This is a genomic window from Leptospira sp. GIMC2001, from assembly GCF_028462125.1.
Taxonomy (GTDB): domain Bacteria; phylum Spirochaetota; class Leptospiria; order Leptospirales; family Leptospiraceae.
The window spans coordinates 2,730,089-2,741,919 of the sequence record NZ_CP115468.1 but is presented as its reverse complement, the minus strand read 5'-3'; the positions used below and the strand labels follow the sequence as shown (position 1 = coordinate 2,741,919).

At 36.8% G+C, this 11,831-nt stretch carries 11 protein-coding genes; 3 read left to right on the top strand and 8 right to left on the bottom strand.

All coding sequences use genetic code 11. The features are described 5' to 3' along the window. Positions 1-10: 10 nt before the first annotated feature. Genes rpiB through serC form a run of 3 tightly spaced genes read right to left on the bottom strand, consistent with a single transcriptional unit; the run spans position 11 to position 2,268 of the window. Positions 11-454, bottom strand: coding sequence for a ribose 5-phosphate isomerase B (gene rpiB, locus O4O04_RS14155; protein ID WP_272532419.1), 444 nt, complete (start codon positions 452-454; stop codon positions 11-13). Between the two features lie 3 nt (positions 455-457). Beyond that, on the bottom strand, positions 458-1,183 hold the full coding sequence (locus O4O04_RS14150; RefSeq protein ID WP_272532418.1) for a hypothetical protein: 726 nt from the start codon (positions 1,181-1,183) through the stop codon (positions 458-460). Further along, positions 1,174-2,268: a 3-phosphoserine/phosphohydroxythreonine transaminase gene (gene serC / locus O4O04_RS14145; RefSeq protein ID WP_272532417.1), complete on the bottom strand. Its 1,095-nt coding sequence runs from the start codon at positions 2,266-2,268 to the stop codon at positions 1,174-1,176. Before serC ends, O4O04_RS14150 begins: the two co-directional genes overlap by 10 nt. Before the next feature lie 107 nt (positions 2,269-2,375). Here serC and O4O04_RS14140 point away from each other — a divergent pair, with 107 nt between their 5' ends. From O4O04_RS14140 to O4O04_RS14130, 3 genes are all read left to right on the top strand, one after another. Further along, positions 2,376-4,100: a P83/100 family protein gene (locus tag O4O04_RS14140; RefSeq protein WP_272532416.1), complete on the top strand. Its 1,725-nt coding sequence runs from the start codon at positions 2,376-2,378 to the stop codon at positions 4,098-4,100. A gap of 110 nt (positions 4,101-4,210) precedes the next feature. Continuing rightward, positions 4,211-4,819 carry a rhomboid family intramembrane serine protease gene (locus tag O4O04_RS14135; protein ID WP_272532415.1) on the top strand — a complete coding sequence of 203 codons (609 nt, stop codon included), beginning with the start codon at positions 4,211-4,213 and terminating at the stop codon, positions 4,817-4,819. A gap of 103 nt (positions 4,820-4,922) precedes the next feature. Further along, positions 4,923-6,491, top strand: coding sequence for an NAD(P)/FAD-dependent oxidoreductase (locus O4O04_RS14130; protein ID WP_272532413.1), 1,569 nt, complete (start codon positions 4,923-4,925; stop codon positions 6,489-6,491). A gap of 296 nt (positions 6,492-6,787) precedes the next feature. Here O4O04_RS14130 and nadE read toward each other — a convergent pair whose 3' ends face one another. From nadE to O4O04_RS14105, 5 genes are all read right to left on the bottom strand, one after another. After that, entirely contained in the window at positions 6,788-8,728 is a 1,941-nt protein-coding gene (gene nadE, locus O4O04_RS14125) for an NAD(+) synthase (protein ID WP_272532412.1), read from the bottom strand. Next, positions 8,725-10,044 carry a 3-deoxy-D-manno-octulosonic acid transferase gene (locus O4O04_RS14120; RefSeq protein ID WP_272532411.1) on the bottom strand — a complete coding sequence of 440 codons (1,320 nt, stop codon included), beginning with the start codon at positions 10,042-10,044 and terminating at the stop codon, positions 8,725-8,727. The genes nadE and O4O04_RS14120 overlap by 4 nt, the downstream gene beginning before the upstream one ends. Before the next feature lie 110 nt (positions 10,045-10,154). Then, positions 10,155-10,745, bottom strand: a complete 591-nt coding sequence (locus tag O4O04_RS14115) for an SCO family protein (protein ID WP_272532410.1) — start codon at positions 10,743-10,745, stop codon at positions 10,155-10,157. A gap of 29 nt (positions 10,746-10,774) precedes the next feature. Beyond that, positions 10,775-11,533: a type I methionyl aminopeptidase gene (gene map, locus O4O04_RS14110; protein WP_272532409.1), complete on the bottom strand. Its 759-nt coding sequence runs from the start codon at positions 11,531-11,533 to the stop codon at positions 10,775-10,777. A 39-nt stretch (positions 11,534-11,572) separates the two neighbouring features. After that, positions 11,573-11,776 carry a hypothetical protein gene (locus tag O4O04_RS14105; RefSeq protein ID WP_272532408.1) on the bottom strand — a complete coding sequence of 68 codons (204 nt, stop codon included), beginning with the start codon at positions 11,774-11,776 and terminating at the stop codon, positions 11,573-11,575. Positions 11,777-11,831: the final 55 nt, after the last annotated feature.

Below are 11,831 nucleotides of genomic sequence, written 5' to 3'. Positions count from 1 at the left end.
TAGTAGAAATTCATGATTTGGTGATTTCTTCGATCAGATTGATGCGTTTTTCGTGTCTACCTGCTTCGAAATCGGTTACTAGCCATTTATCAACGATTCGCTTCGCAAGATCTACTCCCAAAACTCTTCCACCCAAAACAATTGCATTCGAATTATTATGCCTTCTTGACATTTCGGCTGTAAACTCATCATGAACTAGCGCCGCTCGAATTCCATGATAGCGATTTGCAGTAATGGACGCACCAATTCCCGTTCCACATAAAAGTATTAGGCGATCAACCTTACCAGCTAAAAGATCTTTGCAAGCATTGCCGATCACAGTTGGATAGTCGACGCTTTCCGTACTAAATGTTCCCAAATCAATTAGGTCAACTTTATCGGTTAGATCTTTTCTTATAACTTCTTTTAGATCAAATCCACCATGGTCAGATGCGATTCCTATTTTTTCTTTCATGTTTTATCCCTTCTTTGCCTGAAAATATCTAGTTCTACTGTAATCGTCTAAGTTATAAATATATTCGAAATAAGTTCTTAGCACTGAGTGATACATTGTCGCAAAATCTGCATTGATTACAGATTGTTCATCAACTGTTACATCAATAATTTTCTCTCTGGTGCTTGATTGAATCAAATTATTCAGTTCATATCTCGATTGTAGGAATTTCCTTACATCACTCAAGTCCAAGCCTGATTGGGACTCAAGCCATCTTCCATAAGTAAACAATAACTGAGATTCAACTTTAAACATTGAATTCAATGCACCATCCATTTGGTTGAATTCAATGTCTGTTAGAACTAAGTTGCGTATACAAGTTATTGACCGTCCTCTTGCTTCACCTTCGATAATGGATCTTGCTCGCATTTTTTTGGTTAGGTTTATGATGTTTTTCTCATCGAAATCAGAAAGTTCGAATCGAAAGGGAGGAAGCGGAGCTATTTCGCATTTTGATAGTTTGGCCTTGAGTTCTGGATTGAATTTGCCTGGAAAAAAAAGTCCACTTGCTTGCAATCCCGGAGCAACCAGTGATATAAGTGAAATCGCTATAACAAGTAATTTACATGAAAAGAACATATTAGAAATACCGATAATATTTCGGCAAAACGAGAGAGTTCTATCGATTTGGTTTTGAAATCTTCTATTAAATTTATTCGATGCAAATGGATGTGAGGTATTTATCCCCATTTTTTTTCAAATCCCTTTAGAAATTCAATCAATTGATCCACGCCTTCAATAGGCATGGCATTGTAGATGGATGCTCTCATTCCGCCTGCATCCCTATGACCTTGCAATCCAAATAAACCAAAATTTTCTGATTCTTCTACAAAGTTTTTTTCCAGATCTTTGTTCTTTAAATGAAAAACAACATTCATAGTAGATCGATAAGGTTGGGTGATCGGAACCTCGTAGAAGCCAGAGCTATCCAAATAAGTGTACAATTTGTTCGCTTTTTCTTCATTGATTTTTTCAATCGCTGCGATCCCTCCGAGTTCTTTTAACCAGGAGAAAACCAATCCCGCAATGTATATAGAATAGGTCGGCGGAGTATTGTACAAAGATTGGTTCTTTGCGAGAATTTTCCAATCAAGTAAGACTGGAATAGGATGCCTCATTTCTCGTAGCAAATCATTGCGTACGATAAGAACGGTTAATCCAGATGGTCCGATGTTTTTCTGAGCACCAGCAAAAATAACACCAAAACGATTGATATCAATTTGGCGGCTAAGCAACTCACTTGTCATATCGGCAACAATCGGGATCGATACATCTGGGAATTTTGCGTAGCGAGTTCCGTAGATCGTATTGTTAGATGTAAGATATAAGAATCGGGAGGCGGGGTGAAGATCCGATTCCTTTATGTCAGGAATTGTTCGGAAGCTGGTTTTCTCACCATCAAAAATATTCGTGACCAAATTTGCAAATTTTTTGGCTTCCTTAAAAGCTTTAACCGACCAAACACCAGTCAAGGAATAACTTGCGGTTTCTTCTGCATTCAATAAATTTAAAGCAACTGCACTGAACTGAAGAGTTGCACCACCTGGACAGAAAACCACTGAGTAATCTTTCGGAATTCCAATCAATTCGCGGAGGTCAGATTCAGCTGTATCAAGTACGTTTTGGAAAACGGAACCACGGTGACTCATTTCCATAATGGACATTCCAGTTCCTTGATAATCTAAGAACTCTTCTTGAGCCTTTTGTATGACCGCTACAGGAAGCATTGCTGGACCTGCGTTGAAATTATAAATTGTGGATGTTTTCATATGCATCTAAAAATACATTTTGGAAAAACACTTAAAAACGCAATAGAATTAGAAGTTTTTTGCTTTCCAGATTCCTTTTCAGATAAAATTGTAATAGTTTGAGGAAATCGATCATGTTTACAAAAATAAGTCACGCAATACTTGCTATTTTCATTTTATGCTCTGTCTCGCCTGTTTTCAGTCAAGGACGAGCGGCTCTCGGAACTAAGGAGATCCAGTCTTCCAAGAAAATCCAATTTCAAAATCGATCGATTCGTAAAGCACCACCGGAAGTGATTCAAGAAAATACAGGAATGGGTAAATCCCTCGCAGATGCAATCCGCAAGGATTCCACAAAACCTGCAACTGTAGAAGGTCTCAAAATTGTTCGAGTTCTACCAGGTGAAGATTCCAAATTTGGAGCTGACATCCTAAGTTTAGATTCAAACCAAAGTTTTGATCATATCAATTCAATCGTTCGTATTGTCGCAGCATACATTGAAAGCGCTTACCAATATCCAGAAACCGATTCCGAAACTTTAGCGCTTTATGTTCTCTACTACAACGCATCGCATAGACAGGATATAAATTTTTTCCAAAAGCGATACACAAGTAAGCTGAGTGACAATATCAATAAAGACAAAGTGGGAATAGATACAAGCTATCGGAATTGGCCAGGCAAGACTCAGCTTGTAATTCCTATCGTTGGTAATATTTTAAAAGACTCGAAACAAGATCTAACAACAGATGAACTAGAAGATGATGTAAACAAGACAGTTCAGAATAAAGAAAAAGATGAAGATACAAAAGCGAAGATGCTTGCCGAAAAAGAAAAAATGGACAAGCTGCAAAATGATAAAATAAAAGCTGAGCAACAACTCGTTCAACAGAAAAAAGAAGAAGCAGCTAAAAAACAGCAAGAACTAGACAAACAGCTACAGGCGAATAAGCAGAAAGAAACTCAAGCTGTTGGAGTTCTACAAGAATTAAATAAAGATCCAGTCAAAAATAAAACTCAGATTGAGCAAAAGAAAGAAGAAATTAAAAAGATTCAAGAAGAAACCAAAAAGGTAGAAGAAGAGAAAAAGCAAGTTACACAAACCAAAGAAGAACTTGATAAGAAAGAGGAAGAACTAGCTAAAAAAGAAGAAGCAAGAAAAGAAAATTCTTCATCATCAACATCGACTTCCTCAACCGATTCTACAAAACAAGATCCTGCAAAAACTACTACAGAAGAAACCAAACCTGCAACTGTAGAAGAAGTTAAGAAGGAACTTGCCCAAGTAAAAGAAGAACTTAAGAAAAAAGAAGAGAAGAGCGAGAATGTCATTGGTAACAAAATCATGTTTATGAAGTTCATAAAATATGATTCGGATGGGCACTACTCCAATGAACTTTGGGCGATTGATCCAGTAAAAGACGATACTCTATTCAAAAGTCCTTATAACAATATTTGTTCTAAGGAATTTATCGATGTTCCCAACCAAGGAATTTTGGTTCTCGGTTACGAAGGTGCAAAAGTCGACGATAGAAAACACAGATTGGTTCTACTGGATACAGAAAGCCTAAAAGTAAAAAAACAATCTGACGAAGCAGATGTATTTTGGAGAACTCCAATGGTATTTACTGATAACAAAATCTATGTTATCGATAAATTCGAAGGAAATTTTCATCTGTCCAGATTCAATCCAGATCTCACTCTAGATAAACGCTCTAGTGCACCAGTAGAAGAAAATTCCGAAATAACTTTTTTCAAGGATAAAATCTATATCACTGGTAAAGGTAAAGGGGAAGGCAAGACAACTATCAAGGTTTTCAAAAGAGACGATTTATCTCTTACAAAAACCCTTTCACCATAAGAATATTGCCATGATCGATGTGGTTAGAGAACCTGGGGCTTTTTGCCCTGGGTTTTTTTATGCCAAGAAAATTGAATTGAGTAAATGCAAGCTCGCAAAAAACTATCATCATGTCTTTATTTAGTGTCACTTTTCTAGTTCTCGCATCCACAATAGGGCTCAGCCTCTATACCTTATACAAAAATCAAAATCTACTGGATCAGTTGATTCTGCACCCATTTAAGATGAACCGGGACAATAGTTACTTTCGTTTGATAACAAGTGGATTTTTGCATGCAGACTTAAGCCATTTGATTTTTAATATGCTGTCATTCTATTTTTTTGCCATTCATTTGGAGAGAATCGTTGGCTCACTTGTGTTTTTGATCTTTTATTTGGCAGCTATTGTTATTGCTAACTTAGATTCTGTGTCCAAAAATAAAAATAACCCAATGTATCGAAGCCTAGGTGCGAGTGGCGGCGTTGCTGCGGTAATTTTTAGCTATATAATTTTTAATCCAGCGACTACTCTGTATTTGTTTTTTGCGATACCTATACCAGGTCCAGTATTTGCTGTAGGATATTTGCTCTATAGCACTTATGCATCCAAAGCAATGAACGACAACATCAATCACGACGCACATATTTGGGGATCGCTTACAGGAATCGCATTCGCATTGATCTATGATCCAAGCACTATCAGCCGAATGATTGAATTTGTTCGTGGATATTTTTCTTAATCATTTTGTGATCTAGAATTATTTGTAAATGGAAAATATTTATTTTATAGATTTGAGTTATCTTTTTGTATTCTTAGAATTTATTTGCCTGAATTATAATTAAATGATCCAAGAAATCACGCTTCGATTGCAACCTCATATTGCCTGTGAGATAGAAAATTTAAAAAAATATATTTCCAAAGAAATATCTGTTCCTATTTCAGAGATATCACATATAGAAATACTCAATCGTTCCATTGATGCGCGAAGCAAGTTCCCGATCTACAATCTTCGCTTGAATGCATACATTGGCGAACCATTCCAAGAAAAACCAATACCCTATCCAAATTTAAAGAATGTAATAAATTCCGAACCAGTGCATATCATTGGAGCCGGGCCTGCAGGATATTTTGCTGCAATTCGTTGCCTCGAACTTGGTCTCAAACCAATCATCATCGAACGCGGTAAGGATGTAAAAGCGCGGGTTGCAGATTTAAAAGGTATCAATGTTCATAATATTGTAAATGAAGATTCTAATTACTGCTTTGGGGAAGGAGGAGCCGGAACATATTCGGACGGTAAGTTATATACAAGATCTAAGAAGCGAGGAAATGTTCGGAGAATCTTAGAGCTACTTGTTGCTTTTGGAGCAGATCGTAATATTCTAATTGAGGCGCATCCACATATAGGGACGAATAAATTACCAGATATCATTCGCAAAATCCGTGAAGCGATTATTAGTCATGGTGGCGAAATACATTTTAACAAAAGGGTAGTGGATTTTGAAATTAGTGGAGATGCCATCGTTGGAATAACAACACTTTCGCAGGATAGAATCGAAGTTAAGAATCTTATTTTGGCTACTGGGCATTCTGCACGAGATATATTCAATTTATTAGATCGCAAGTCAATAAAAATCGAAATGAAACCACTAGCAATCGGAGTGCGTGTTGAACATAGTCAAGAATTAATTGATTCAATTCAGTATCATTGCGCAACGCGAGGTGAGTATCTTCCGCCTTCTCCCTATTCGGTGGTAAAACAAATTGACGGAAGGGGCGTTTATTCTTTTTGTATGTGTCCTGGTGGTGTGATAGCACCCTGTGCAACATCTCAAGATGAGATTGTAACAAATGGTTGGTCGTCTTCGCAGAGATCAAGGCCTACTGCGAATTCGGGGATTGTTGTTGAGCTTCGATTTTCTGATTTTAAGGATTTTGAAAAACAGGGAGCTCTTGCAGCAATGTTCTATCAAAAGAAAATTGAAAATGATTCATGGCTTGCAGCAAACAAAACCCAAAAAGCACCAGCACAAAGACTTGTTGATTTTGTGAATCAGAAATTTTCTGCAGATCTGCCGAAGACTTCTTATCCTCCCGGACTAACTTCCATTGAATTAGGATCTGTCCTCCCGAAGTTGATTCATACTTCCCTGCAAAAAGGCTTTGTCGAAATAGGTAAATCAATGAAGGGATACTTTACCAATGAAGCGGTGGTTCATGCTCCTGAAACCAGGACGTCATCGCCTGTAAATATACCCCGTGATCCAATCACACTTGAGCATATTCAAATTAGCGGATTCTATCCTTGTGGTGAAGGTGCCGGCTATGCAGGTGGTATCGTATCTGCTGCAATGGATGGAATGAAAGTTGCGGATGCGATCTATACAAAACTCTATCCAAATAAAACCTAATTAACCAAATAACATTTAAAATAAGACATTGTAAAAAACAAGGTAGAGTACATACAAAAAGCGACGCACTTAAGTACGCCGCTTTTTAAAATACAGAATTGTAAGATTCTCATGATCACCGGAATAGACAATAGAAACTTTTTTTTAAGATTTATGTGATCTAACCATAATGGGATAAATTAGATAAATTCAATTCAATAAAATTTCTAAATATATGAAAATGATATTTGTGGGTCTTAGAAAGTTCTAAAAAAGATGATCAGGTCTTTTATGTAAATTGCAGAGTGTAGTATATCTCAATCCTTACCACTAAGAATTGGGTAACGAAAACTTGTCTTGGGATCAAGTCCATATTCATCCAAATGAAAAGAAATTGGCAACCTCTCCCTTTTCCATTGGGATGCTTTGAATAAAAATATAAATCGATCTATAAATTTTTGCAATTCATTAGCAGAATAAGTATCGAATTGATTCTGTAAAAATGAAAGAATCTGTTCCTTGGAGCGGCCTTTTTTTACGAAATGGTATTCAATTTCTTGCAAGATTGGATAGGGCATCAAGTCCTTTTCATCTTCTTGCTCATCTTCTAAGGGTTTGAGTTCAGCAGAAGGTTTGGTTGTGAGTAATTCACTCAGCGCATTTGAGGCTTGAATTCTAGAATCACTTCCGGAACCTATATAGTGCAACCATTCGAGTATAAATTTTTTGCTAACTCCTGTGATTGGTGCAATAGATCCCGAACTATCTCCATCCATAGTTGTATAACCGACAGAAGCTTCAGATCGGTTGCCAGTTGATAAAAGAAGATGGTTCTTGGTATTGGCAAGTAACCACACCAATGGCGATCTCACTCGAGCTTGAATATTTTGCAACGCGATCCCATCATCTGTCCAGTTCAGAGTTCGTCCTAGAGTTTTGGAAATAGAATTCACCATTAAGTCCACTTCGGCGTCAATTTCAATTTCATGGTGTTCTGTTGCCAAGGCATCAGCTAATGATTTGGCGATAGATTGAGTAATATCAGTATTGTTTTTTGTTTTCTGATAGATGGTAGTAAGGAGAGGAGTTGTAAAATTCAGACTTTCCCAGAACTTATCACCAAGAGATTTTCTTACTTCCTTTTCCATGACCGAAACTAAGATAGCTATACTGGAACTATCGGCTCCACCAGACAGAGATAAGGTGAATCCCTTAGTCTTAGATTTTCTTAGATAGTCGAACAATCCAAGCGTGACAGCATCAGTAAAAATACTGTAACGATCCTCTTGTGGAATTTTATCATAAGATTGTGAAGGAAATAGATTTTTTCGAAAGGGTGAGCCAGCTAAACTAATTTCCATTGGATATAGATTGTCATCCAATTTGATTTTGCTTCTTCTATGGTTCGCTGATCTATTGTTCTGAATATCATCTAAGTCAATGTTTGCTGTCAAAATCTGGGTTGATTCAAAATTCAGTCGCTTTCCAATTCCTATCGCTTCTCCAGATTTTGCTATGATATTGCCACCATCAAAAATAGCCCGGCCCGATTCATTGCCCACTAGATTGGCAAATGCGAATACATTGGATTGAGCACGTGAACCTTCTAGAAAAATTCTTGATCTAGTATTGTATTTGCCAAATGCAAAATGGGATGCACCCGGACATAAAATTAGATCTGCTCCAACTTCGCTCAATGAATGGGAAGGGCGATTTACAACCCAAGAATCTTCACAAATTTCTAGTCCAAATCTTAAACCATTCCAGAAAAAACTAAGATCACCCATTAGTAAGTTGTCTTCAAATATTTCTTCTTCCGAACCTGAGATATTCTCCCAATCTAAGCTAATATCTGTTATATGGTCTTGCCATTCTGTAAACCATCGTTTTTCATAATGGATTCCCGTGTTAGCAAGATTCTTCTTTGGAACAATTCCGATAATTTTTTGGTTGTAGAGAATAATGGAAGCATTGTATAAATAAGGGCTGTAGAATACTGGAGCTCCAACGACTACTACACGATTCTTGGTGAATGGTAGTAATTTAACTATGGATCGTTGGCACTTTCTCCATAAATCAGGTCGATAGAAAGCATCTTCACATCCATAACCAGACAAGGATAACTCTGGAAACAAAACAATACTTGCCTGATCAATAGAACTGTCTTCCAGAACTTTAGTATGCAATAAAAAATTGCCTTCGAGATCAAGTGCAGTCGTATTCAAGGACACACAAGCTATTTGGAAAACTCTATTCATACGAGCACCTCTTCGTAGATTCTCTGTGAGGCACCTTTATTATCCAGCACAAAGTTTTGATTTATTTTTTGAATCTCCATCAATCTTTTAGGATTGGATAATAAATGATGGATTTGAATTTTTAGATCTTTTGGTGAATCAATTGAGATTAATCCACCTTTTGACTGCATGACGAGGGCTTCAGGAGAATTATAAATTCTTGGACCTGTAAGAATCGGCAATCCGAAATAAGCAGGTTCAATTGTGTTGTGGATTCTATGGTGGAATCCTCCGCCCACATAAGAAATCAGTCCATATTTATAAGCGAAAGCTAATATTCCTAATTCATCAAATAGAATGATTTTTGCTTTTGCGACAGGTTGGGAAAATTTGCAGACGGTCCAACCTAATTTCTTGCAATCTTCATGCAATTTCTCAATCCGATGTATATCAATTTTGTGGGGAAATATCCAGATACATTTTGAATCTTTTATTTCGATAGTTGAGATCCAGTCAATAATTCCAGATTCGCATACCGAGTAAGTGGAAGCAAATATGATTGCTTGATTATTAGAACTAGAAACTTCAATTGTATCCAGAAATTTCGTAAATTTTTCTGGTTCATTTGAGTTTTGAATTTTCTGTATCACAGCGTCAAATCTCGTATCACCCAAATTTTTTAGAAAAATACTTTTTCCATTCAAGAGTATCTTCTCGGTATTGGTATCAACTTTCAATTCGAGTAGTTTTTCGAATTTATCAATAAAAATTGAGTGTGCAGTGTATATGCCAAAAAGCCAAGAAAAAACTTGCATCGTTAATGCACGAGAAAAGAAACCTTTTCTACCTGATTTCTCTCCAAGAGTTGCACAAACTAGTGAGATGGGAATCTTCCTATTGTAAGCAGATCGAATCAACCAAGACCAAGTATCCCAGGTGAACAGTAATAGATGTTTTGGCTTTAATTTATCAAAATACAGATTGTAACTAAATGGAGAATCTAATGGTAAAGGCAAATTGATGTTAGCTGGACTGTCAGATAGATTTTTATCTGTAACACTATCTGAGACCCAAGTGAGCATAATAAAACAATTTGGTTCTCGATTTTTGCATTCCCTTGCAAGAGATTTAGCTTGGTCTAGTTCTCCAACACTTGCGCCATGAAACCAATAGGCTGTGCTGTTCTTAGGGACTTCAATCGTTTTTAGAATTTGGATTGCATCCAGTCTCTGTCTTCGGAAGTTACGTGCTCTTTTTGAAACAAGACTTGCAATCCAGAATAAAAACTTGGCTATGAAAGTTATTGGAGTATAGATTAAAAAAATTAAATAACCCACAATTCGAGAATTTCTCAGCAATATAAACAAGTAAAGGAAAACTTAATATCGATCATTGGTTCCGTGAGTTTTGGATTCTTTTTAATTGCTTTTATCCAATTGAATATCTGTCAGTGTTTAGCCTTCATATGACTTGAGATTTCCATTTTTAATCTTTCCATTCGAATCTGATAGGGATAAGCTCCAAGAATACGAAAGTCTGGAGTGGTTAGATATATCCAGGGACTTACATCGATCGTATATAGCATTTTTGATTGTGGTGTATCGAATTTTTCGAAACGAACTCCAAAAGCTTGCGCAAGTTCCTTTGTTATTTCATGATCTCCAAGAATCGCTCGAACTGAACTTTTTTCGAAATCTAAGAATCTTTTGATCTGAGATTTTTGATCGCGGCTTGGATCTAGACTTACATATAACAATTCAAGTTCTTTCGCAAACTTTGTTTTGTAAGCATCCTCCATCACTTTTAGAGCGATTGGATCTATGGGCGAATTAAGAAATCCAAAATAGATCAATTTATATTTGGTTGAATGATCAATGATTCTGTACGATTCATTGTTTTGATCAACCCAATTGTATTGTAAAATTGTGGGGAAGGGATGTTCTTCTTTTATTTCGCTTTTTTCGACGCTTGGGCCTTTTTTCTGGAAATATCCTGACAGAGCTAGAGATGCAACGAGTGATATTAAAAATACAGCCACCGGCAAAAGATAGCGGTTCTTAGGTGCGATCATTCAGGTAGGGTTAAGATTTCGTAACCTTTATCAGTTACAAGAATGGTATGCTCAAACTGCGCAGACCATTTCCCGTCTTTGGTTGTTACAGTCCATTTATCTTCTTTCGAAAAGTTCACTTCATATGTTCCAAGATTCACCATTGGCTCGATAGTAAAAGTCATGCCAGGTTCTAGTTTTGCCAATTTACGATTCATTTTGAAATGAGGAATCTGAGGATCTTCATGAAAAACTCGACCAATTCCATGACCCATAAGATCACGAACGATTCCATAACCTTGTGGTGTGAGAAAGTCGTCAATTGCGTCACAGATATCATTGATTCTATTGCCTGGTTTGACTTGCTCAATACCAATCCACATAGCTTTCTCTGTATCTTGCACAAGCTTCTCATAAATTGCTTCGGTGCTTCCACCAACAATAAAGGTTTTAGATGTATCACCGTGATATCCATCGACAATGGGTGTGACATCAATATTGAGGATGTCACCATTCTTCAAGATATCTGCAGCCTTCGGAATACCATGGCAGACAACATTATTTATGGATGTGCAGATAGATTTGGGAAAACCTTTGTAGCCTAAGGGTGCCGATTTATTGCCGTGTTTTTTGGTGAAATCTTCACAGATATCATTCAACTCCAAAGTTGACACACCAGGTTTCACGTAATCGCCAATATAGGTGAGGAGTCTGGCTGCAAACTTGCCAGCTTTCCTCATCTTTTCAATTTCTGATCGATTTTTTATATAAATCAAAGCTACAGATTTCTAGTTCAAATACGGAATTCTAAAAACTTAGAAATCGTAAGATCGAACTGTAGTTCTTTTGTTGCTCTGAGTTCTTTCTAGAGCTTCGTCCAGCATTTTATAGATTCTTTCGTTCAAACCATCAACCGCGTCAGAAGATGTCATACATCCTTTTGATTTGATATATGCTTTTACCTTACTTGTTACAATGAGTGAATCCTTTTCAGTGGTTTCGTTTGTTTCTTCAGACATAAATACTCCTATTTATCTTTTTTTTACAGAAAATTCCGACATCGCTGTCAGAGCA